The following is a 25,148-nucleotide window of genomic DNA, read 5'->3' as shown; positions in this document are numbered from 1 at the left end:
GCTGAGGGTAAGCTAATGAGATGGGGAGCAAAATGAAGAAAAATAAGTCATCCTCGCATTCTGGATTAAACAGAGTACGAGGATGACTTATCTAGTAATTTCTATAATTGTTCGACATAATTTTTAATCAGCTGCCACATTTCAGCATGTTGATCATTGAAGAACTTGGGTGGTTCTTTTGTAAGATCAAAATACTGAACTTTAACAGTTTCGTCGGGCTTAGTATTAAAGTGCTTTTGAGTAGCCAATTTAACGAGGTAGAAGGCATTAACTGGTTGAACTTGATCACCGTTTGGATAGGTATAAAAATCTTGATCCTGAAGTTTTAACAACTTCACGGGAGTAATTTCAAAACCAGCATCTTCTTTGAATTCTCGTTTCACAGTGTCACTAAACGACTCACCGTATTCCATATAACCACCGGGGAATCCCCAATCGCCAGTATCGGCACGTGCTTGAAGAAGAACTTGCTGATCGTGGTTAAGTAATGCTCCTGAAGCACTGGTCATGATTAAGGGCTCATGACCAACCATGCTCCGGATCTTTTTAATGTATGGCATTATCCTAGCACCTTATTCCCGTACAAAATTATTGGCAACAAATTTCGTACCAAATTCAAGGGTGTTCCTTACTGGACATTTCTTTTCGACATCGGCAAGAAACTGCTTAATATCTTCGTCAGATTCGTCCGAACGAAGATGAGGTGTAAAGCGAATTTCAGTAAATTTCCGTCGACTTTCTCCAGGAGCGACATCTTCGCGGTCGAGATCACCGTCAATGTCGATCCAGAAAGCTTGTAAGTCGAAATTCCGCTTGTCCGCTAAGGCTTGGGCTGTAATTGCAGTACAAGCACCAAAAGAAGTTAAGAGAATTTCTACAGGATTCATTCCTGTATTAGTACTATTTGGTTCATCAAAGGTAATTTCAAATCCTCGTGTTCCAGCAGATACCTGCATTCCAGTAGTAGTTTTTGTGGCTTTTACTTTAAATGTACTCATTTGCTTATCCTCCCTTTATTTGGTAGCAATCTAAACTTTTATCCAACTGTTTCAAGTATGCCTGAATCGGTGATGGTACGCAATAAAAATGCCTAGCCAAATTAATGGCTGTTCCTTAGCAAATTCTCATAAAAAAATAAAAGGATCATGTCAAAGTAGCATGATCCTTTTACTGAATTGGAATGAGTAAAGTAGTAATTCCCAGACGCTTGGGGAACATCCGGGAATGGAATGTTAGCACACAAAAGAAAAGGGATTACAAGGATACTAAATTATTCATTCCTCAATTGATTAAGAGATTACTAATATTCTAATTCATTTTTAATCAAAGTCAATAACTTTTAAATATTTTTTTGAATTTTTTGATACTCTACACTTGTGTTATACCACAAATGTGATATAATTATTAGTGTAAAGGAAGTGAAGATATGCGGATTAATATTAAACAGTACTTGGAAGTCCATAACTTAACGATTTATCAGGTATCAAAACGTTCCGGATACGGTTACACCACTTTACATAAATCCTTTAATAAGCCACAGTCGAGCGCAACGCCACTGAATTTAAGGGATTTGGATGCTTTAGCTCAGGCACAGCATAAACATATGTGGGAGGTCCTGAAAGAATTAGAGGAACACTATTTAACATAGATAATGCGTTATATTAGCTTCGAGATATGAAAGCACCTATAATAAACATAACAATAAATTTTTTATTAATTTGATTAAAGGAAATTAAGGGAGGAATGTACTTATGGCACAAAATCCAATGAACCCATTTGACGGAGACATGAACGACATTTTTAACCAATTAATGGGTGGAATGAATGGTCTTAATTCTGATAACCGCCGCTACCTCATTAATGGTAGAGAAGTTACTCCTGAAGAATTTGCTCAATATCGTCAGACTGGAAAGTTACCTGGTGGAGCTGCTCCACAACAACCAGGTCCACAACCTAATGAAGGTAAGGAAAGCATCTTGTATAAGTTAGGACGGAACCTAACTGAAGAAGCTCGTCGTCACGAACTTGATCCAGTTATTGGACGGAATAAAGAAATTCAAGAAACTGCTGAAATTTTAAGTCGGCGGACTAAGAATAACCCAGTATTAGTTGGTGATGCTGGTGTTGGTAAGACTGCTGTTGTAGAAGGACTTGCTCAAGCAATTGTATCTGGTGATGTTCCGGCAGCCATTAAGGACAAGGAAATTATTAGTATTGATGTTTCTAGTCTTGAAGCTGGTACTCAATACCGTGGTAGTTTCGAAGAGAATATGCAAAAGTTGATTGATGAAGTTAAGAAGGCTGGAAATATTATCCTCTTCTTCGATGAGATTCACCAAATCATCGGCGCTGGTTCTGCTGGTGATGCTGATGGCTCTAAGGGTATGTCTGATATCATGAAGCCTGCATTATCACGGGGTGAAATTACCGTAATTGGTGCAACTACTCAGGATGAATACCGAAACACAATCATGAAGGATGCAGCTTTGGCACGGCGGTTTAACCCAGTAACAGTTAACGCTCCAAGCAAGGCTGATACAATCGCTATTCTAAAGGGAATTCGTGACTTGTACGAACGTCACCACAACGTTAAGTTACCAGATGATGTACTTCAAGCTGCAGTTGACTACTCAGTTCAATACATGCCACAACGATCATTACCTGACAAGGCAATTGACTTGGTAGATATGACTGCTGCTCACTTAGCTGCTAAGCATCCAGCACACGATGCAAAGCAAATTGAAAAGGACATCGAAAACGAAAAGAAGAAGCAAAAGGAAGCAGCCAAGAAGGAAGATTACAAGACTGCTCAAGCCGCTAAGGAGAAGATTGCTGATCTTGAGAAGCAATTAAAGGAAGGCTCCGAAAACGACAAGGTTACTGCAACCCCTGAAGATGTTGCTAACGCGGTAGAACAAATGACTGGTATTCCAGTTTCTAAGATTGGTGCTAGTGATGTTGAACGGTTGAAGGACATGGACAAGCGGCTAGAAGGCAAAGTCATTGGTCAAGATAAGGCTGTTGAAGCAGTAGCTAGAGCTATTCGTCGTAACCGTGCCGGATTTGATGAAGGCGACTCACCAATTGGTAGTTTCCTCTTCGTTGGTCCTACTGGTGTTGGTAAGACTGAACTTGCAAAGCAATTAGCTCTTGATATGTTTGGTAGCAAGAATGATATTATTCGTTTGGATATGTCAGAATACTCAGACCGGACAGCTGTTTCGAAGCTAATCGGTGCAACTGCTGGTTATGTTGGTTATGATGACAACGGCAATACCTTAACTGAAAAAGTTCGTCGTCACCCTTACTCAATCATCTTGTTGGATGAAATTGAAAAGGCTAACCCGCAAGTTATTACCCTCTTGCTCCAAGTTCTTGATGATGGTCGCTTAACTGATGGTCAAGGAAACACGATCGACTTCAAGAACACGGTAATTATCGCAACCTCAAACGCTGGATACTCCAATGATGCTCCAGTTAAGTTAGGTAACGACAACGATGAAGAAGACTTGATTAAGAAGTTAACTAATTACTTCCGTCCAGAATTCTTGAACCGGTTCAACGCAATTGTTGAATTCCACAGTTTAACTAAGGAAGACTTGAAGAAGATTGTTGACTTGATGTTAGCTGACGTTAATAAGACCTTGGCTAAGAAGGGAATGGACGTTAAGGTTACCCCAACTGCAAAGCAATACCTTATTGATGAAGGTTATGATGAAGCAATGGGTGCTCGTCCACTTCGTCGGGTTATCGAACGTGAAATTCGTGACAAGGTAACTGATTACTACCTTGACCACCTTGATGCAAAGCACTTGGTTGCTGAAATGAAAGATGGTAAGTTAGTAATCGTTGATGCTAAGGATGCTGCCAAGGATGACAGTGACCAATACAAGTCAGAAAAAGCTGACAAAGGCGAAGATAACGATAAAAAAGCTGAAGACGACAAGTAGTCATTAGGCCTTAATAAAGAAAAAAGGTAGGGAACTTGTTTCCTATCTTTTTTCTTTTTAAAATGAAACTATAACGATGAGAAACCTAAGGAGAAATTTACCGAATGAAGGCAAAAGAAGTAAAACGAGGGGACATTTTTTATGCCGATCTTTCACCGGTGGTGGGTTCGGAACAAGGAGGACAACGACCGGTTTTAATTGTCCAAAATGATATAGGCAACCACTTTAGCACGACCGTTATTGTGGCACCAATCACCACGCACTCGCAAAAGAAGCCAATGCCGACACACGTTCCGCTGACGGCTGAAGTAACCGGGATTCCTCGAAATTCAGTTGTTTTGCTGGAACAAGTTCGGACGATTGATAAGCAACGACTAATGGATCGGATTGATCACCTTGATGCTTCGGTAATGAAAAAGGTTAACCGTGGATTGCGAGTGAGTCTTTCTTTGTAATTAAAATGACGGGGTTAGAAAAGAATTTCATTTTCTAGCCCCGTCGTTTTATTCTTTTATTATTTTAAGTGCTAATTAAGCAGCGTCCTTTTTTAGTTGGTTAATCTTAATTTCAATCAATCCAGCTCGTTCACCGAGATCAAAAAATTCTTTTTGAAGCCTAAAGAGGCGACTTTGGATTGCTGTACTAGTAGGCAGCCACTGTTGGTTTAAGTACATCTTCCAGAAATCATCATCTGGCTTTAAGCCAATCCGCTTACTAAGCTGTTCAATTTCTGGATGAATCTTTTGGATCTTATTGACTAGTTCATTGTGTTGGCGAACTAAATGACCAAGATCATTTTTTGCGTACTGCATAAAATCCCTCCTATAAGTAAAGTTATATCTTACACTTTCTATTTTAGCAGTCCTTTCATAAAGTCGTTAGTAATTCTTGTAACTTTATAACCATGATCGAGATTTAGTTCAAAGGCAAGCCGTTTTGGGTCGTTTTTATCATTAACAGTAACGTCGCCACAACGAACGAAGCCCAAATTGCGAGCTAACCTTTGCATTGGTTTGTTCTTTTCGTGAGTATCAAGGCGGAAGTTATTACGTCCTTGGAGTTGACCAACAGTAATTAAATTGCTAAAAAGAAATTTAGCAAGGCCCTGACCGCGATAGCTACTTGAAAGAGCGACCCGATGAATTGTGGCGTATGGAGCATGAGGATGGCTCCACTGACCGTTACTAATATTCCGGTATGAAGGCTCAGGAGCAAGTTGGAGAGCCGCGGTTCCAGCAATGTGGTTGTTCACTATGAGAACCCAACTTATTTCCTGGGAAATATCACGATTAATCATTGCGCGATCAGGATGGCCATCTTGCCATTGTGGATTGCCAGCATTTTTAAGTGCTTTACGAGCTTCTTCAATAATTTCCATAATGGTGTTTAAATCTGCTAATTTAGCACGTCGAAGATAAATTGTTGACATAGTTAGGTTAACCTCAATTCATTAATAAATTGGTTTTATTATAAAACAAAAAGAAAATCTTCGAAGTGGCCGTTGGTTATCCAATTTTAATGAGTTAGAATTAAGGAGACAAAAAGGGGGTGCCGCAATTGATACTAACGTGGAGTGTTATTAAATGGCTGTTGCTAGCAATCGTTGTTATTAACGAAATTGCGGCACTATTTACAGTTTTTAGAGAAAAACGGGATATTGCCGCGACTTGGGCATGGTTGCTCGTGCTGCTTTTACTACCGGTAGTTGGCTTCATCATTTATGCGTTTCTTGGTCGAAAGCTGCCACAGCGGCGGTTAGAGAGAATTAAATCGCAGACACAGTTAAAACTAAAACAAGCAGTTGACCGACAAAAGGTTCAGTTTCAAAACATGCCGAAGCCTAAACATTCAACTGCTCAAATGTATCGACGGACAGTAATGCTTTTTCAAAGTCTAGATAACGCCTTCTTAACCCGTCACAATAATGTCAAAGTTTATATAAATGGTGATAAGCTTTTTCAGCAACTTTTTGCTGACATCGAGGCAGCCCAAAAGAGTATTAATATTGAATTTTATACAATCTATAATGATCAAATCGGGAATGAACTGCGCACCCTGTTAGAGCAGAAAGCAGCAGAGGGCGTTGAAGTTCGTGTACTTTATGATTCGTGGGGTTCGATGGGGGTTCGTGCTGATTTCTATAACGGCCTTCGTAAACGTGGTGGCTATGCAACACCATTCTTGATGACCCATAGCAACTTTATTGATTTTCGGCTAAATTATCGTGATCACCGAAAGATTGTTGTGATCGACGGTAAAATTGGCTATGTTGGTGGTTTTAATGTTGGTGACCAGTATCTCGGGCGGGTAAAGAAGTTCGGCCCGTGGCGTGATACTCACCTTCGAATCATTGGTGGCGGTGTATATAGTCTGCAACAGCGGTTTATTCGTGACTGGAATGCGTCAGTCAAACATCAAGAAAGCCGAATTAAGCACTTTCGGCGCTTCTTCCCTGAAATTAAATTAGATAAGAGTCAGCTTATGAATGAAACGTCGCTGCAGATCGTTTCTAGCGGTCCGGAATCACCACAGGAAAACATTAAATTAGGTTATCTGCGGTTAATTAACGCTGCGACAGATCATATTTGGATTCAAACGCCATATTTAATTCCAGATGATAGTGTGATTGATGCGCTTCAAGTGGCTGCTCATTCAGGAGTAGATGTCAGGATAATGATTCCATGTAAGCCGGATCATCCGTTTGTTTATCGAGCAACTCAATACTACGCTCGGGTACTAGCAAACCATGATATTACTATTTACTTTTACGAAAAAGGCTTTTTGCATGCCAAAACGATTATGATCGATGGCAGAATGGCAAGTGTTGGGTCTGCGAACCTTGATTTCAGAAGTTTTAAGTTAAATTTCGAAATTAATTCCTTTATTTACGATCGCGATATGACGGATAAGCTCGAGCAGATCTTTGTAAATGATATTCGTAATTCAAGAGTAATTACTCCAGAGATATTTGCTAGCCAATCGCGGTGGTTAAGGTTTAAACAGACATTTTCACGACTACTATCGCCGATTCTGTAAGATTTTATAAGTTAGTTTGATAGGGAGAGAGAAATGGCAGGAATTCCATCGATTGGAACGTTAATTTACTTATTACTTGGCGGTGTTGTGGCGGGAATCTTAGCTTCAGCAGCTTCTTTTGCTTCGCTGGCATCGTACCCACTGCTTTTAAGTGTTGGTGTAGCCCCGGTTTATGCTAATGTGACAAATGATGCAGCGCTGATTTGGAATAGTCTTGGTGCGGTATTTGCGTCTGGAAGGGAACTTCATGGTCATTGGCGTCAGGTATGGATTTACGGTTTCTTTACTGTAATCGGTTCGATTATTGGCTGCTTCCTTTTACTTGCTTTTCCAGGGAAGGTTTTTGAACGAGTGGTGCCGTTCTTTATCTTGATTGCGGGTGCAATGATTTTAATTTCAGGGAAGCACCAACCTGACTTAACTAAACAGAAACCCCAATGGCTAAAAGTTCTGTATATCTTTCTTCTGGTAGTTGTTGGAGGGTATGCAGGTTACTTTGGTGCCGCAAGTGGGATTGTGATTCTAGTACTATTAACATACTTGACTGATGAGGACTTTCTAGTATCAAATGCAATTAAAAATGCGGTTTGTGGTTTTACTAACCTTGTTGCCTTAATAATCTATTCGTTCACATCAAAAATTTATTGGTGGGACGCGATTCCAATGGCGGTGGGAATGTTTATTGGTGGCTACTTAGGACCAATTGTTTTACGTTATGTACCTGCTAAGTTGATGCGCTGGGTAATTGCATTGCTTGCTTTAACTCAAGCAGTCATCTTCTTTAAGCAGGCATACTTATAAGAAATATTATTGTTGGGAGTGGAACGTTACTATTAATGGACTGCTCCCTTTTTAAATAATTCACTTAAACGTTTGTTCGATCCGTGTGGTAAAATGAAATTTGAATTTATGTAAAAAGGATGGATCACCATGGGAACTCTAGGCTTTGTTTTAGGCACTCGTGCAATGGATCATGAACAGGTAATGATCGATCAACTGGCTGACCAAATGAAGAAGGCCTCAGCTAAAGACCGGTTTTTCTATTTGGTTCCTAACCATATTAAGTTTGAAACGGAAATAAATGTTTTGGCAGGTTTGCGAAAGCGGATGGGTCTTGATAATGATCAACGCTTCGCCTCAGAAAAGCTTCAGGTACTATCCTTTAGCCGGTTGGCATGGTTTCTCTTGCGTGATACACCAGCATTTCAAACGCCACGAATATCTAAGATCGGGATGACAATGCTGACGTCTCAAGTAGCTCAGGAGCATGCAAAAAAATTACACCTTTATGCGAGCGAAATTAAACGACCTGGTTTTATTCAGAAGCTGACGGAGCAATTAGAAGAGCTCAAAAGTGCCAATATTTCAGCAGACGATTTTTCAATGATACTGGGTCAAATTCAGCAGGACCAATCATCAGGGGCTAACCGCGTCTGGCTAACTAAGATGCATGATATTGAGATTATTTATCATGCTTATGAGGAACAACTTCGGCAAAATTTCCTGGGAAATAATGAACTTTATTCACAGTTGGTTAAGTATTTGCAAACTGATAAAGAAGTTCGGCATATGCACTTCTTCATTGATCGATTTGCGCAATTTACTGCAAGTGAACAACGGATTGTTGATGCTTTAGTAGAAAACGGGGCAGCCACCATGGTTTCACTAGTTCTCGACCGAGGTTATCCTGATCAGAATCACCCTAGTCCGAGTGAAATTCCTGCTGAAAATGATTTGTTTTATTCCTCGGCAATGGTTTACCGACGTCTCTGGAAGCTAGCTCAGCAGGATTCACAACGGATCCAACTCCAGCCGAATGTGTGGTTTGCAACGCAACCGCGAGTTAACGATGATCTTCAAATGGTTGATCATTACTTTAAGCGATATGCGGCAGGCCCAATTTCAACAACGGAAACTAGTCAGTTGACAGTCCCTTCAACGATTCAATTTTATACAATGGCAAATCGTCGTGAAGAATTAGAAAAAGTAGCCGCCAAAATTAGACAAATGGTTGCTACTGGTAAGTATCGTTATCGAGATTTCTTAGTTTTGACTCGTCACCTCGATGGTTATCAGAATATGATTGCACCGATCTTTGCACAAAATCAGGTGCCGGTTTTTGATGATCATGAACGCAAAATGGATCAGCATCCGCTTGTAATCCTACTAAGTACGTTGCTTAGTATTGACCAACGAGGGTATCAATTAGGAGATATTATGCAGCTGTTGAAAACCTGGTTATTGGTACCACGATTAGCGACTGGTGATTTAATGCCAATTAAAACTTTTCAAGAAGCAGTATTTACTACCGAAAATTGGTGTTTAAAGCAGGCAATTCGCGGGAAACAGGACTGGATAAAATCAGAGTTATGGATTGTTAAAGATGCTGGGGAACAGCAAAAAAAAGCAACTGTTTCACGAGTAAAACAATTGAACCAGCAATTATCGATTGTACATAATTACGTTGCTGAAACAATTGTGCCATTCTTGAATCAGCTAAAGGAAGCAGAATCAGGCCGAGAACTAGCAACGATGCTTTTTAACTTCTTGCAACAAAATGGGGTTACTGAACGACTATACCAATGGCAGCAATACCAGAGCACTCGTGATCTTGATTTGGCACGTCAGCCGCAACAAGTTTGGGAAAAGTTTTGTCAAATTCTTCAAGAATACGTTGAGATCCTTGGGGAGGATCGTTTGGACAAAGAGAATATTGACGATTATCTTGAAAAATTTAATGAGATTATCCAAGCCGGATTTTCAGCAGCCCAATATTCCCAAATTCCGGCAACACTTGACCAAGTGGTTGTTTCTGAAACTGGAATTGTACAAAGTCAAAATAAAAAGGTTGTCTTTATGATCGGCTCAACTGATGATGTAATGCCAGAAGTCCGCGAAAACGATGGATTACTGACCGATCAGGATAAGCAGATCTTAGCTCCGTACTTAGACGACGATTTCCAGTATTTACCGGCTGACATGATAACAGAGTTGAATAATGAACCATTTGTGCATTATTTAGGAATGCTTTCCGCAAAGCAACAGCTAATTTTTACAGCACCACAAGCAACCAATGATGATAAAGAGTTAACAATTTCACCATACATGCGTGATTTAGCTGCCTATCTCCAGCAGCCAATTGTTAATTCACCATTAGTAACTAGTAAGGTTGGCAGAGAAAACGCTCAACAGTTTATCAGCAGTCCAGAAGCTAGCCTAAGCCAGTTAGTGCGCGTAGGTCGTCAAGTACGGGATGATCAAAAATCAATTGGTACTCCAGTTCGGATGCCAACAACCTGGAAAAAGGTTGAACAGGATTTAATTTTATTAGCCAAACAGTGGCAATTAAGCTCTAATGCTGTTGATAATGCTTTAGGAAAGAAGCTTCAACAGCGTCTCGAAATGGTAAGTCAAGGATTTAATTACCATAACGTTGTAGATGATATTGGAGCAACGTTAGCCCAAGCATTATATCTCCATGCGACCCCCAATAAGGGTGGACAACGGGTTTTATATGCCTCAATTTCACAGTTGCAAAACTTCTACATTAATCAGTATGAATATTTCTTAAAGTACGGTTTACAACTTCAAAAACGGGATCGGCTTGAAATGTCCGCTGATCGGATCGGGACCTTCTTTCATAAGGCAATGGAGACTTTTATTAATAATACCCGTCAACAACAAGTTGAATTAAAGGAGTTAGTATCTGATTCACAGGAACTAAGAAAGTTTATTGATGAGGCACTACAGGTGGCTGAAAAAAATCAGCCTGATTTAGTCCGGCTAACAGACTCATCAGCCCAAGCGAAGTTTCAGTATCATCAGTTACGAACTATTGTGACGACAATGCTTGAAACAATGTGTCGGCAAGCTCAGTATACTGCAGCTCGACCTTTTAAGACTGAAGCACAATTTGGACGGATTGGTAATCCAAACCAGGTTAATTTGAAAGCATTAGATTACCAATTAACTTCTGGGGACCGGATTTATTTGCGTGGCCGAATTGACAGAATTGATCGTCTTCCTAAGGAACAGTTAACTGATCTCTTACAGCCAAGTGATTTTCTTACCGTTGTTGATTATAAATCAAGCAACCATACCTTTGACCTTACATCAGCGTACTATGGTATTTCTTTGCAGCTATTAACCTACTTAAACGGTCTACAAAACAATCTGCAAGAACTAGACGAGCCAACAGCGCGGCTTGCTGGGGCATTATACCTGCACTTAAGTAATCCCAAATTTGATTGGAAACGAAACCAACATAAGGAATTAGAAGAATTACAGTTGAGCTCTCATGAATACAAGGGAATCCTCTTGAATGAGCCAGCGATCCTCGATTCACTCGATCATAAACTTCAAGATAATCAGTCGGTCTTGTATCCACTAAAAGTTACTAAAAAGGATGGCATTTCTGCTAAAAAAGACGCGCTTCTTGTTACCTCTGATCAGTTGCACTGGCTTCAGGAATGGAACAAACAATTAATTATTGATGCGGGAGATAAAATTCTTGAGGGACAAGTTAAACTAAATCCTTATCGGTTAATTGAGGGAAGTAAACGAACAACGGGACTAGATTATAGCGACTTCAAAGATATTTACCAATTTGACAATATGTTAGATCAGCAACGTTATCGTCAGCTTGATCCGCAGAAAGCAAAGGAAGACTTTGATAATGCGAAGAAAGAAGGAGGAGCTAAAGAGTAATGGCAACATTTAATCCAACACCGAGTCAACAACGGGCGATAGATGATCGTGGAAAGAATATTCTTGTTTCTGCCTCAGCAGGGTCAGGGAAAACAGCGGTCCTAGTTGAACGTGCTATTAAATTAATCAGAGAGGGAATTCATGTTGATCGAATGTTGATGGTGACCTTTACGGATGCCGCGGCAAAGAGTATGCGGGATAAGATTCGTGAAGCACTCCAAGAAGCAGTGCGTCAACCAGTGCATAACGCGAAAGAACAGCAACAGCAGCGTCAAATGGTTAATGAAATTAACCGGTTAGCTACGGCTGATATTAGTACCATTCACGCCTTTTGCCTAAAACTAATTAAACGTTACTATTACTTAATCCATTTAGATCCTCAGTTCCGATTACTAACAGATGACACGGAGCGTCTCCTTCTTCAAGAAGAAATCTGGCAACAAGTTAGTGAAAAACTATATGAATCATCACTTGAGCAAGCTAATGACGAGCGAGCAAGCTTTAGTGAACTGGTGACTAATTTTTCTAGTGACCGTGACGCACAAGGGTTAGATGAGCTAGTTTTGAAGTTATATGAAACTGCAAATGCTCAGCCAGAACCAGAGAGCTGGTTGCAAGAACTAGCTGGTAATTATTTCCTGGGAAATAGTTCAATTACGAGTACTAAATTTTATCAAGAACAGTTGAAACCAGTTGTTAAGGATAATTTGGAACAGTTAATGAACGACTATGCCGAATTGAGTATCCGAATGGCAGACCTTGGTTATGGTAAACCAGCTGAAATTATCAAAAGCGATCAGGAACAAATCAGTAATTTGATCACAAGTTTGGAACAAGGCGAATGGGGAGATATCCGCGCCGCATTTCAAGGAGTTAAATATGCTCGAATGAGTGGCGGAGCAAAGAAGAAGGATCCTGAATACGAGACCTACCAGTCCTTAATAAAAACACGAAACGGACTTAAAGAGCAACTGAAATCTTTAGTGGCAGATTATTTTGAATATGATGAGCAACAATTCCGCCAAATTGCTAATCATGCGGCCAAAATCCTAAATGAATTATCAGCGGTTACAATTGAATTTTCACGAGCTTATCAACAAGCAAAATTGAATCGTCATGTTTTAGAATTTAGCGATTTGGAGCACTATGCTTACCAAATCTTAACGCCGCCTGCGGATCAGCCAGATTGGGTTACTCTCGTTAATGAATTACGTGAACATTATCAAGAAATCATGATTGATGAGTACCAGGATACAAACCCGCTTCAAGAAAAGATCCTGATGCAGTTAGCCAGTCCAGATCAGCAAAACTTATTTATGGTTGGCGACGTGAAGCAGTCAATCTACCGTTTTCGTGAGGCAGATCCGACTCTTTTCCTTACAAAATATGAAAATTACCGTAAAGGAAAATGCGGTGAATCGATTGTTCTAGCAGAGAATTTCCGGTCAATGCAAAATGTGACTGGCTTTACAAATGTTTTATTTGAACAATTGATGGATCGTCAGGTTGGCGAGATTGATTATGATAAGGACGCTCATTTGAAGTATGCCGCAACTTATTATGATGAGAATCCAGATAACCAGGTTACTCCTGCTGAGGTATTACTTTATGATGCCAACGCTAATCCTAATCTTCCCCAAGAAGACGATAAGCTAACTGGAGAACTACGAATGGTTGCTATGCGAATTAAGCAGATGGTAACCAATAAAGAATTAATTTACGATAAAAAGACACAGCAAATGCGACCAGTTCAATATGGGGATATTGTTCTTCTTGAGCGAACAAAGAACATTAATAATACTTTAATGGAACAATTCAACGAGTTGGAAGTTCCATTGACAGTTCATGATGTTGAAAGTTATTTTCAAGCAACAGAAGTTAGGGTAATGATGGCATTGCTAAAGATTATTGATAACCCTAAGCAAGATATTCCATTAGTTGCAGTTCTTCGTTCACCGGTTGTTGGCCTTAGTAATAAAGAGTTAGCTTTCATTCGTCTTCAAAACCGTCGAACAGACTTTTATACGGCATTAATGACGTGTCAGAGTAACTTTGAAAATCACCGCCTTCAGCAATCATCAGCATTGAACTCAGAGCAGTTAACACGTCTTCAGCAAAAACTAACTACTTTTATTGAGCAGTTAACTGAATTTCGTCAGGTAGCTCAACAACAAACCTTAGTTAATTTAATTTGGCATATTTATCAGGAAACTGGTTACTTAGACTATGTTGGTGCAATGCCGGGTGGCCAACAGCGACAGGCCAACCTTCATGCACTATATGAACGGGCGCATACTTATGAGCAAAGTAGTTTTAAGGGGCTTTACCAGTTCACTCGCTTTATTGAAAAAATGCAGGAACACGATCAGGATCTTGGGGTGGCACCAACACAATTAGACACGAATACCGTTAATGTAATGACGATTCATGGGAGTAAGGGACTTCAATTTCCGGTTGTTTTCTTGATTAATACAAACCACCATTTTAATAATGCGGCAGTTCGGGAAAATGCAGTTGTTGACCCGAATTCTGGAGTTGGTATTAAGGTAATGGATCAACAACGGCTAGTTTATGATACGCCTCAGCGACAAATTATTTTGAATAATATTCAGCAGGGAGAACGAGCAGAAGACTTGCGGGTCCTCTACGTTGCACTAACCCGAGCAGAACAGCGGCTAGTCATTACGGCATCGTTCAATGAAACACGGCGGGGCCAAAAACTAGTTGAAGCATGGAATAGTTGGCAAAAAGCATTCCAAAGTAGCCAGCAATTGCTTGGTTCGCAGTTGCGGATAAGCGCAAAGTCCTTTATGGATTGGATAGGTTTAGCCCTGGCGCGGTATTCTGATCAGTTTAATGCTACCAAGTTAAGTATTTCAGGGAATGACATAACAGATAAGGGAATTGTTTTGGAAGAGAGTCCTCTTAATACGGGAAAAGGGTTCACCGGAATGGCGCCAGAACCATTTTTCGTTGCCAAAACTTTGACTGCTACTGATGTTGAGCAACAACTGAAAGAATTAGCTAGTTCAATCAATGTAACAGGTGAAGTGGATACGCAATCACTCAAATCCTTGTCAGCAGAGGAAATTAATCGAGTACTTGCTTTTCGTTATCCGCATGAAGTTGCAACCAAAACGACGGCCTACCAATCAGTTACGGATGTAAAACGGGTATTTGAAGATCCGGATAATCGTGAAATGGGTCAGTGGGATTATGAACAGCAACGGAAGGTGAAGAACCGCGGACTTTATTTAAGAAATGATTTTGCGACACCACAGTTTATTCAACAAGGTAATCGGTCGCCAGCAGCAACAGAGGTTGGGACCGCCACCCACCTGGTATTTCAAAAATTACCACTAGATAGTGAAGAAATCACAGTGGAACAAGTTCGTAATGAGGTCCGGCAATTAGTTAAGGAGCACCTAATTAACTCTGCAGTAGCACCGTTTATTAATGTGGAAGGAATTGCTGCATTTTTCCAAACAGATCCAGGACGACAGATTATCGCCAATGGGCAAAACTATCATCGGGAAGAACCATTTGCGATGATAATGAATGGTCATGAACTATTTAAAGAGGTTCAAGCAAGGGATGATGAGCGGATCCTGGTTCATGGGATTATTGACGGCTATTTAGAAACGCCTAAAGGAATTACTTTAGTCGATTATAAAACCGATCATATTAATCCTCAGTATCGAGAATTTGAATTAGCTAAAATTACTGGTCGTTATCGTGGTCAGTTGGAGTTATATCGACAAGCATTAAATATTATGAAGCCAATACCGGTTGTTCAGATGGGACTCTACCTGGTAGAATTAGGTGAGTTTATTCCATTTGAAATCGAGGGACGGCCGTAATGGTAACAATTAAGGACATTGCAAAACAGGCGGGAGTATCCGTTTCAACGACATCACGGGCGTTGAATGATAATCCGCGAATTAGTCAGGAAACGCGAGAACGGGTTAAGAAGATTGCGGCAGAGTTAGGGTATCAACCTAACTACACTGCGCGGAACCTTACTCGTGGAGAATCGAATATGGTGGGGTTAATTTTTCCAGTTACGGAAGATACGGCACCAGCAAACCCATTTCATATTGACCTCATGCGGGGAGTTAGTACGGCACTTCAGCCACTACATTACGAAATGGTAGTAGCAATCGCCGCAACTCAAGACGAATTGCTTGAAGAGGTTCGTTCAATGGTTGATCAATCTAAGGTCCATAACTTTCTGGTTTTTTATGCAATGAGCAATGATCCCATAACAGCTTATTTACGGCAGAAAAACCTTAACTTTGTTATTATCGGTCACCCAACGGATCATTATCCGGATCGATTCGTTGACAACGACAATATTGCTGCTGGGAAAGCAGCAACAGAACAACTGTTAAAAACCCATCATTTAACTCATCCAGCTTTTCTTGAATCGGTTGATCCGTGGTTGTTTGAGCGAGAACGAGCAGCTGGTTATGATGAATGCATGAGAACTCATCATTTAAAAGCAGTTGTCTGGCAATTGGGTACGAATGCTGATTCGTTGGATGATTTTCTTAATAACCATCCCGAAACAGATGGTTTATTATTCTCTGATGATCTGTTATTTGTTCGCTTTTCTCATGAATTGCAAAAGCGCTCGTTACCAGTATTTTGCTTTAACAATAGTCGGTTAATGGGGATGCTGACAAATAGTGATGGGCGGATTGATTTGCGTCCCCGTGAGTTGGGGAGAGAGGCGGTTAAGTTGCTTTTCGATCCAATGAAGCACCACAGTTATGTCACATTTCAAGTTAATTAATACGAGAGCACACTAGTTAAAATTAAAGAAAAATTAGGCTGAAATCATTGGTATTTCAGCCTTTTTGTTTTTGAATAAAGAAAACCCTTCCAAAAATTTTGTGCAAACGGTTGCGCAAAAGTGAGGAATCTGGTATATTATTAATTGTAAAATGTCATGAAGCGCTTTCATGACGAGAAGCATTAATTTTAAGATAATTAGGGGTGTAATTATGAGTCAAGAAAAGCCAGCGGGCGCAGGCTTGCCAACACTCTCCAAGAGTACGATTTGGATGATCAACTTTGGATTCTTGGGTGTTCAGACTGCCTTCACCTTGCAAAGTTCACAAATGAGTCGGATTTTCCAAACCATTGGTGCCGATCCTAACAACCTGGGATGGTTCTTTATCCTGCCACCTTTAATGGGACTTGTTGTTCAACCAATCGTCGGTTACTATTCCGACCGTACTTGGGCACCAAAGCTCGGTGGTCGGCGTCTCCCATACCTTCTTTTAGGGATGATTGTTGCTGTTATTGTTATGTTACTGTTGCCGAACTCAGGTAGTTTTGGCTTCGGGTATGGTTCACTAGCTGCCTTGTGGTTTGGTGCTATTACCGTTGCCTTCCTTGATTTGTCATCTAACGTTGCAATGCAACCATTCAAGATGATGGTTGGGGACATGGTTAACGATGACCAAAAGAGTTATGCATACGGTATTCAAAGTTTCTTATCAAACACCGGTGCCGTATTAGCCGCTATCTTCCCATTCCTGTTTACTTGGTTCGGGGTTAAGAACATTGCTCCTAAAGGGGTTGTTCCTGATTCTGTTAAGGTCGCTTTCTATGTTGGTGCTGCTTTGCTGGTTATTACTAGTTTGTTCACTGTTTTCCGTGTTCATGAATATGACCCAGCAACTTACGCTAAGTACCACGGAATTACTGAAGAAGATAACAAGGAAGGTGGAAACTGGTTCACCTTGCTAAAGACTGCTCCTAAGGCATTCTGGACTGTAACCCTTGTTCAATTCTTCTGCTGGTTTGCTTTCCAATACCTCTGGACATACTCAGCAGGTGCGATTGCTAAGAACGTTTGGGATACTACTAACGCTACTTCAGCAGGTTACCAAGCTGCTGGTAACTGGTACGGTGTTTTAGCTGCCGTTCAATCAATTGCCGCTGTTGTTTGGTCATATGTTTTAGCTAAGGTTCCTAACAAGTACCACAAGCTAGGCTATGCTGGTAGTTTACTTCTTGGTGCATTTGGTTTCGTTTCTGTCTTCTTTATCCACGACCAATGGACATTAATTATTTCCTACATCCTTGTCGGGATCGCATGGGCCGGAATGAACACTTACCCATTAACCATTGTTACTAACGCATTGTCTGGTAAGCACATGGGTACCTACCTTGGACTTTTCAACGGTTCAATTTGTTTACCACAAATCGTTGCCTCATTGCTTAGTTTCGCATTGTTCCCACTCTTTGGTCACTCACAAGTTAACATGTTCATCCTTGGCGGAATTGTGTTAGCTCTTGGTGCTCTTTCAGTTGGTACAATTAAGGAAACCTACGCTGAATAAGGCGAATAAGCTGAATAATAAAGTAAATTAAACTAGAATAGGACTGTGACGGGAATTAGCCACAGCCCTATTGTCTAAAGAAGGAAGGAATTGAATTATGAAACAAACATTTGAAATTGCTCCATGGCACGTTGCAACTCATAAGTGGGATCCTGAAGATAAGCGTCTTCAAGAATCAATGACTAGTTTAGCTAACGAAAATTTGGGTATGCGTGGCTTCTTTGAAGAAGGATACTCAGCTGATCACATGCAAGGTGTATACCTTGGTGGTGTTTGGTTCCCAGACAAGACTCGTGTTGGTTGGTGGAAGAATGGTTATCCTAAGTACTTCGGTAAGATGATCAACGCAGTTAACTTCATGAAGCTAATTATTAAGGTTAACGGTGAACAACTTGACCTTGCTAAGCAAACACCAAAGGACTTTAAGCTTGATCTTGATATGAAGCGTGGTGTCCTAGAACGTGAATTTACTGTTGAAATTGGTGGTACCGAAATGTACTTCAATTTTGAACGGTTCGTAAGTGCTACCCAAAAGGAATTAGTTGGTCAGCGTCTTCACATCAAGAACCGTGGTACTGGTGATGCTAAGGTAGAAATTACTAGCATGATCGATGCTGACGTTTACAACGAAGATGCTAACTATGATGAACAATTCTGGAATGTTCTTAACAAGTCTGCTAATGGTGAACATGCCGAATTGACTTCCATGACTAAGAAGAATGACTTCGGTACTCCACAATTCACTGTTGGAATGAAGACCACTTCCAAGACTGACCTTGACCATGTTGGCGACGGAACTGACGAAAAGGATGCTTACAACACCTTTGCCGGAACTGTTGCTGCTGGTAAGGAAGTTAACTTTGAAAAGCGGACAGTTGTTGTAACTTCACGTGACTTTGATTCTCAAGAAGCAATCGAAAAGCATCTTGATGAATTAAGTGAAAAGCTTGATGACCAAAGCTTTGACGATCTTCTCGAACCTCATGTTCAAGAATGGGCAGATCGTTGGGTTAAGTCTGACGTTGAAATTGATGGTGACGATGGAGCACAACAAGGAATTCGGTTCAATCTTTTCCAACTCTTCTCTACTTACTACGGTAATGATTACCGTCTTAACATCAGTCCAAAAGGATTTACTGGTGAAAAGTACGGTGGTGCTACTTACTGGGATACTGAAGCTTACTGTATTCCAGTTTACCTTGGGGTAGCTAACCCTGAAGTTGCACGGAACCTGTTAATGTACCGTTACAAGCAATTAGATGGTGCCTTTGTTAACGCTAAGCAGCAAGATCTCGATGGTGCATTATTCCCAATGGTTACCTTCAACGGGATTGAATGTCACAACGAATGGGAAATTACTTTTGAAGAAATCCACCGTAACGGGGACATTGCTTTTGCTATTTACCTTTACACTAAGTACACTGGCGACAAGTCATACGTTCTCAACGAAGGTGCAGAAGTCTTAACAGAAATTTCTCGTTTCTGGGCAGATCGTGTTCACTACTCACAAAACAAGAATAAGTACATGCTTCACGCTGTAACTGGTCCTGACGAATACGACAACAACGTTAACAACGATTGGTACACTAACCTTCTTTGCCGGTGGACTCTTAAGTACACTCTTGAAATCTTGGACGAAGTTGACGATAAGGTTTCTAAGAAGCTTAACGTTTCCGAAGACGAAAAGCGTCGTTGGAAGGGAATCGTTGATAACATGTACCTTCCTTACGATAAGGAACGTGACATCTTCCCAGAAAATGATGGCTTCATGGACAAGGACTTAACACCAGTTTCTGAAATTCCAAGCGATCAATTACCACTTAACCAACACTGGTCATGGGACCGGATCTTACGTTCACCATACGTAAAGCAAGGTGACGTTATCCAAGGTCTTTGGGACTTCATTGATGACTTTACTAAGGAACAAAAGAAGAACAACTTCGACTTCTACGAACAATTTACGGTTCACGAATCAAGTCTTTCTGCTTCTGTTTACTCAATCATTGCTGCTGATATTGGTTACGAAGACAAGGCTGTTGAATTATATGAACGTTCAGCTCGTCTTGACCTTGATAACTACAACAACGATACTTCAGATGGTTTACACATCACTTCAATGACTGGTTCATGGCTTGATATTGTTCAAGGATTCGCTGGTATGCGTGTTCGGGGTAACGAATTACACTATGCACCATTCCTTCCTAAGAAGTGGAACTCATACCAATTCCGTCAAATGTTCCGTGGTCGGATCTTGAAGGTTAAGGTTGACAAGCACGGTACTAAGATTGACTTGGTATCAGGTGACCCAATTACCATTGATCTTGACGGTAAGAAGCTTGAATTGAAGTAATTACTGGGGGAATTTCGATAATGAAGTTTGAAGATTTGAAAGGTTTTGCTTTTGACCTTGATGGTGTAATCGCTGATACTGCCCGTTTTCACGGCCAAGCATGGCACCAACTTGCTGATAAAGTTGGCACAGAATGGACTCCTGAACTTGCGGACAGTTTAAAGGGAGTTAGCCGGATGGATTCCCTAGAATTGATCCTGAAGGCTGGTGGTCATGAGAATGATTACTCTCAAGAAGAAAAAGAAGCACTGGCTACCGAAAAGAATGACAACTACATTAAGTTAGTTGAAACATTGACTCCTGCTGATATTCTTCCAGGAATGAAGGACTTCTTGGACGAATTAAAGGAAAACAACTACCATATTGTTTTGGCCTCAGCTTCTAAGAATGCACCTAAAGTATTAAAGTACTTACAAATTACTGATTACTTTGAAGGAATTGTGGATCCTGCTAAGTTAACTCACGGTAAACCAGACCCAGAGATTTATAGTGAAGCAGCTAAGCTAATGAACCTTCCTGCTGACCAAGTAGCAGGATTAGAGGATGCTCAAGCAGGAATTGAATCAATTAATCGTGCTGGTGAACTTTCCATCGGCTTCGGCTCAGAATTGAAGGATGCCGATGTTAAGTTTGCTGAAACTGGTGATGTTTCGCTGGCAGCAATTAAGAAACAAATGAACTAATGTTAACTCTCTATCAAATGAATAATTAAGAATATTAGTTCAGTTGGATAATTGGGAGGAGGATGGATGGTATTAACAGTTAAATCCATTCTTGCTAAAAGTGAATATCACTGCATAATTAAAGGAAATGCAACGTTGAAATTCTTCGTTGTGTTTCCTTTTTGATTAGATTGAGGAATGAACGATGAAACGACAAAGGATAATTAAATTTCTAGGATTAGTAGTGGTTGTAATTGGAATATGAGTAGGAGGAACTGTTAATATTGCGCTAAAAGATAGTCATAATGAGAAGACAAAAACCGTGCAGGAGACCAGTCAGAAGTCACGCCTAAGGTTAACCGATCAACAGTTAAGTATTTTAGTAGGTTTAGCGATGGATCCAAAGTGGTTAACAGAACAGCTTAATAGCAATCAACTAGTCTATGGTGTCATTAAACCATCGGATACCGTCCCAAAAGGAATTGGAGAAAATGAAAGCTTCCTAATTGCAGCGGGTGAGAGGCAGAGAATCATCTATTTTTCAGTTAATGAAGATCAAACTGTTGAGATTAAAGATAGTCAAAATAACCAAATAAGACGAAAAAAGGAAGTAACGGTAAAGCAATTAGTAAGGAGGTTTTATCAAACTTCGAAACAGCAGCAACAAGTTAATGAGTTGGTTAGTGAGTTACGAACAGAATAAGATAAGCGTTAGTAATTGAATAAATACTTAAATTTTATTTGTACTATTACCTAAACAACAGCCTAGTTCAGTAGTGAACTTAATAATCTTTAGTATTTATGATTGAATATTGCCTTAGAGGAACATAACATGTATATTATTAGAAAATAATGAGAGAGTTATGAGGAGGGACAGCAATGTTCAGTCAAATTGGTCAATTAATCTTTGATAATGAAGCTGTTGCAAAGACTCAGGACTTTACAATGGGCCTTGAAATTGAAATGCAACGGGTAGATGAGAATGGTAACATTAGCCAGGAGCCATATCCATCGGCAATTGGTGATGAAAAGACCAATCCATGGATTACCAATGATTTTTTGGAAACAATGTCTGAAACGGTAACGCCGTCTGCTCAACACGCGCTTGATGCAATGCACTATTTATACGTTATCAATAATTCGTTGCGTTCTGCACTAGCTCCTGGAGAATTACTTTGGCCCTTATCAATGCCACCACGGTTACCAAAGGATAAGCGAAAATTACGGCTGGCTAAGATGGGCCCCGAAAAAGAGGCGTATTTAAAGGAATGGGCAAAGCGTCATGGCTACTCACAGGGAACTCCCTGTGGTGCTCACATCAACTTAAGTATTGATCAACACGTTATTGCACTAGTTCAAAAACATTTCCCGGGAAAGTTTAAAGATGAGCGGGAAGTCCGTAACTACCTTTACACAATATTAGCGCAAGGCTTTGTTCGCTATCGCTGGTTTATCACTTACCTGTTTGGTGCTAGTCCAATTGCGGAAGCAAACTACTTTGAAAATGGTCAAGGACCTCAACACCCGCTTCGGAGCATTCGCCAAAGCAAGTACGGATTCGGTACCAAGTTTACTGGCGACTTTACCAATCTTGATCGATACATTGCGCGAATTGAAAAGGGAGTTAAGGATGGCGTCCTGACATCAGACTACGAGTTTCACGGCTCAGTCCGTTTTAAGGGTAATCGCAATCTTAAGGATTTACCGAAAAACGGAATCGAATACCTTGAATTACGAATGCTCGATCTTGATCCAAGTAGTTCAGTTGGGATTCGTACGGGGACGTTACGGTTTATCCGGCTGCTTGCTAGTTACTTCATCATGCACCCAGCGTTAAATGAAGAGGAAGTTAATGATATTCTAAAAAACGCTGATAAGATGAATGAGGTTGTTGCGGAAGAAGATCCACGGGAAAATTGCAAGTATCAAGCAACTGCTCGGGCACTAGTGAAGAGTCTTGAACGGTATGCAAATCAAATTCAATTGGGACCAGAATATGCTGAAGTACTTGAAGATTTGGAAGATCGGGTTGAAAATCCACTGACAACACCAAGTGCTAAACTGCTAAACTACGTCAAAGATGGTTCGTTAACAGAATATGCACTTCGTCGAGCAAAACGTTATCAGGTTGCAGCCCAGGAATCGATCAATCCGTTTAAGGGATTTGAAGATGGGAAAATTTATAGCTCAGACGAGTTACGAAAAGCGTTAAGTAGATAAATAAAGAGAAGAGGCAAGTTTTTCTTGCCTCTTCTCTTTATTTATTCTTGTGCTCGTTGAATTAAATCAGCGAAAAGCGCTTGTGAATAATCGTAGTGTTTAAACATATTTTCTGGATGCCATTGAACAGCCAGAACCCGATCATTATCGATCGATTCAATAGCTTCGGGAATTTGGTCATCAGCACGTGCGGTTACTCTTAGGTCGCTCCCAATTTGATTAAGTGCTTGGTGGTGGCGAGAGTTAACGTAAGGACGTGAGCCCACCAGATTGAAGATTCGACTATCTTGTTTCACATTAACGTGGTGAGAAGGAAAGTTTCCCGGAGCATTTTGGGAGTGCTTTAGGGTTTGTCGAGGATCTTCTGATAAGTCTTGAAAAACAGTTCCGCCGAGAGCAACATTGATTACTTGCATTCCGCGACAAATTCCCATTAATGCCTTATTTGCTTCTAGCGCGGCTTTAACTAACGCAACTTCAAATAAATCGCGTTTGAAGTATGTAGATCCTAATTCTTGATGCGGTTCTTCACCGTAAAAAGTGGGATCAACGTCACTGCCACCCGCAAAAATAATCCCATCGAAAAGATCAAGATAGTTGGGAATTAACTCAGGATCCACACTAGGAAAAATTACTGGGAGGCCTCCTGATTTAACAATTGCTTCGATTAGTGGCCGAGGAGCATAAGCAGCGTTACGCTCATTAATGATATTAGTAGCCTCAGTTAAAGTGTCTGCTGGAATTGCAATTCGTGGTCGCATAGAAAACCTCCTTGAATTATTTTAATAGTATTATAATAGAATTTTAATGAAGTAGAAAGTCACATTTTAAAAATTACCCTAAATTGGAGAAAGACTATATAATAGTAAGTGAGAAGGAAGTGGACAAATTGATCGAATTAACAAACATTAATTCAAAGTTAAATCTAAATAACGGGACCCAAATTCCATGTGTCGGTTACGGGACGTTCCGGACTCCTGCTGACGTTGCTGAAAAAGCAGTCGCGGATGCAATTAAGGTTGGTTACCGTCACATTGATACAGCAGCTGTATACGGTAATGAAGAAGCGGTTGGTAAGGGAATTAAGGATTCTGGAATTGACCGGAAAGACCTTTTTGTAACCAGCAAGTTGTGGAACGACAATCGGGGTTATGAATCGACAAGAAAAGCCTTTCAAGAAACTCTGGATCGGCTTCAAATGGACTACCTTGACTTGTACTTAATTCACTGGCCAGCAAACCAAAAGCAATTCGGTACTGATGCAAGTACAATCAACGCTGAGACATGGCGAGCAATGGAGGATCTGTATAAAGAGGGCAGAATTAAGGCAATCGGTTTAAGTAACTTTATGCCGCACCATATTGTTGACTTGATGAAGACCGCAACGGTAGCCCCAGCTGTTGACCAAATTGAGGTTCATCCTGGTTGGCCCCATACTGAACAAGTAAAGTATTTACAAGCACATAATATTCTTGTGGAGGCTTGGGCCCCGCTTGGCGGACAAGGAGCAAGCGTAATGACTAACCCAACAATTCTGCAAATTGCGGATAAATATGATAAAACTCCTGCACAAGTTAGTTTACGGTGGATTATTCAACAAGGAATTGTGCCACTACCAAAGTCAATTCATGAAAACCGGATGATTCAAAATACTGAAATCTTTGACTTTGCACTGACTGACGAAGAAATGAAAGAAATTAGTCTTCTAACCAACCTGGGTGGCCAATGTGCGGATCCAGACGATGTTGATTTTTAAGATCTAATATTTAACTAAATGATCCTAGACATAGTTGTCGGGATCATTTTTTTACATTTTATCGACCATTTGTTCGATTAAGATGTTATAATAAATAAAAATAGTGAAAGGAAA

At 40.4% G+C, this 25,148-nt stretch carries 19 protein-coding genes; 14 read left to right on the top strand and 5 right to left on the bottom strand.

The features are described 5' to 3' along the window. Positions 1-101: 101 nt before the first annotated feature. Entirely contained in the window at positions 102-560 is a 459-nt protein-coding gene (locus MR181_RS04895; RefSeq protein WP_191910975.1) for an NUDIX hydrolase, read from the bottom strand. 12 nt (positions 561-572) lie between these two features. After that, complete coding sequence (locus MR181_RS04890; RefSeq protein ID WP_191910976.1) at positions 573-998, bottom strand: OsmC family protein; 426 nt, start codon at positions 996-998, stop codon at positions 573-575. A 428-nt stretch (positions 999-1,426) separates the two neighbouring features. Here MR181_RS04890 and MR181_RS04885 point away from each other — a divergent pair, with 428 nt between their 5' ends. The 3 genes from MR181_RS04885 to MR181_RS04875 all read left to right on the top strand — a co-directional run bounded on the left by MR181_RS04885 (position 1,427) and on the right by MR181_RS04875 (position 4,405). Then, complete coding sequence (locus MR181_RS04885; protein WP_102168518.1) at positions 1,427-1,648, top strand: transcriptional regulator; 222 nt, start codon at positions 1,427-1,429, stop codon at positions 1,646-1,648. 103 nt (positions 1,649-1,751) lie between these two features. After that, positions 1,752-3,950: an ATP-dependent Clp protease ATP-binding subunit gene (locus MR181_RS04880; protein WP_277956492.1), complete on the top strand. Its 2,199-nt coding sequence runs from the start codon at positions 1,752-1,754 to the stop codon at positions 3,948-3,950. Between the two features lie 104 nt (positions 3,951-4,054). Continuing rightward, positions 4,055-4,405 carry a type II toxin-antitoxin system PemK/MazF family toxin gene (locus MR181_RS04875; protein WP_242335555.1) on the top strand — a complete coding sequence of 117 codons (351 nt, stop codon included), beginning with the start codon at positions 4,055-4,057 and terminating at the stop codon, positions 4,403-4,405. A 75-nt stretch (positions 4,406-4,480) separates the two neighbouring features. Here MR181_RS04875 and MR181_RS04870 read toward each other — a convergent pair whose 3' ends face one another. After that, positions 4,481-4,762 (bottom strand): hypothetical protein, encoded by a 282-nt coding sequence (locus MR181_RS04870; RefSeq protein WP_242335554.1) that lies wholly within the window; start codon positions 4,760-4,762, stop codon positions 4,481-4,483. A gap of 38 nt (positions 4,763-4,800) precedes the next feature. After that, positions 4,801-5,379, bottom strand: a complete 579-nt coding sequence (locus MR181_RS04865; RefSeq protein ID WP_242335551.1) for a GNAT family N-acetyltransferase — start codon at positions 5,377-5,379, stop codon at positions 4,801-4,803. A gap of 128 nt (positions 5,380-5,507) precedes the next feature. Here MR181_RS04865 and cls point away from each other — a divergent pair, with 128 nt between their 5' ends. The 10 genes from cls to MR181_RS04815 all read left to right on the top strand — a co-directional run bounded on the left by cls (position 5,508) and on the right by MR181_RS04815 (position 23,278). Next, positions 5,508-6,986 carry a cardiolipin synthase gene (gene cls, locus MR181_RS04860; protein WP_242335548.1) on the top strand — a complete coding sequence of 493 codons (1,479 nt, stop codon included), beginning with the start codon at positions 5,508-5,510 and terminating at the stop codon, positions 6,984-6,986. Between the two features lie 33 nt (positions 6,987-7,019). Further along, positions 7,020-7,787: a sulfite exporter TauE/SafE family protein gene (locus tag MR181_RS04855; RefSeq protein ID WP_191910980.1), complete on the top strand. Its 768-nt coding sequence runs from the start codon at positions 7,020-7,022 to the stop codon at positions 7,785-7,787. Positions 7,788-7,916: 129 nt separating this feature from the next. Continuing rightward, entirely contained in the window at positions 7,917-11,693 is a 3,777-nt protein-coding gene (locus MR181_RS04850; RefSeq protein WP_242335545.1) for a PD-(D/E)XK nuclease family protein, read from the top strand. Next, complete coding sequence (gene addA / locus MR181_RS04845) at positions 11,693-15,553, top strand: helicase-exonuclease AddAB subunit AddA (protein ID WP_242335543.1); 3,861 nt, start codon at positions 11,693-11,695, stop codon at positions 15,551-15,553. The genes MR181_RS04850 and addA overlap by 1 nt, the downstream gene beginning before the upstream one ends. Continuing rightward, entirely contained in the window at positions 15,553-16,488 is a 936-nt protein-coding gene (locus MR181_RS04840; protein ID WP_242335540.1) for a LacI family DNA-binding transcriptional regulator, read from the top strand. The genes addA and MR181_RS04840 overlap by 1 nt, the downstream gene beginning before the upstream one ends. Before the next feature lie 211 nt (positions 16,489-16,699). Next, positions 16,700-18,046 (top strand): SLC45 family MFS transporter, encoded by a 1,347-nt coding sequence (locus MR181_RS04835; protein WP_191910984.1) that lies wholly within the window; start codon positions 16,700-16,702, stop codon positions 18,044-18,046. A gap of 97 nt (positions 18,047-18,143) precedes the next feature. Further along, positions 18,144-20,396 (top strand): glycoside hydrolase family 65 protein, encoded by a 2,253-nt coding sequence (locus MR181_RS04830; protein ID WP_242335537.1) that lies wholly within the window; start codon positions 18,144-18,146, stop codon positions 20,394-20,396. A 20-nt stretch (positions 20,397-20,416) separates the two neighbouring features. Beyond that, positions 20,417-21,079, top strand: coding sequence for a beta-phosphoglucomutase (gene pgmB, locus MR181_RS04825; RefSeq protein ID WP_191336922.1), 663 nt, complete (start codon positions 20,417-20,419; stop codon positions 21,077-21,079). Positions 21,080-21,380: 301 nt separating this feature from the next. Then, the gene (locus MR181_RS04820; protein ID WP_242335534.1) at positions 21,381-21,761 is read left to right on the top strand and encodes an Lreu_0056 family protein; all 381 of its coding nucleotides are present in this window, start codon (positions 21,381-21,383) and stop codon (positions 21,759-21,761) included. A gap of 176 nt (positions 21,762-21,937) precedes the next feature. Next, positions 21,938-23,278 (top strand): glutamate--cysteine ligase, encoded by a 1,341-nt coding sequence (locus MR181_RS04815; protein WP_098045200.1) that lies wholly within the window; start codon positions 21,938-21,940, stop codon positions 23,276-23,278. A gap of 41 nt (positions 23,279-23,319) precedes the next feature. Here the strand turns inward: MR181_RS04815 and MR181_RS04810 are convergent, their stop codons facing one another. Next, positions 23,320-24,039, bottom strand: a complete 720-nt coding sequence (locus MR181_RS04810) for a gamma-glutamyl-gamma-aminobutyrate hydrolase family protein (protein ID WP_191910987.1) — start codon at positions 24,037-24,039, stop codon at positions 23,320-23,322. Positions 24,040-24,167: 128 nt separating this feature from the next. Between MR181_RS04810 and MR181_RS04805 the strand changes: the two genes are divergently transcribed. Then, positions 24,168-25,034, top strand: coding sequence for an aldo/keto reductase (locus MR181_RS04805; RefSeq protein WP_242335531.1), 867 nt, complete (start codon positions 24,168-24,170; stop codon positions 25,032-25,034). The last annotated feature ends 114 nt before the right edge of the window (positions 25,035-25,148 follow it).

The sequence above is a fragment of the Limosilactobacillus urinaemulieris genome, assembly GCF_932750685.1.
In the GTDB taxonomy this organism is placed as follows: Bacteria; Bacillota; Bacilli; order Lactobacillales; family Lactobacillaceae; genus Limosilactobacillus; species Limosilactobacillus urinaemulieris.
This window is presented reverse-complemented; position numbering and strand designations above follow the sequence as displayed.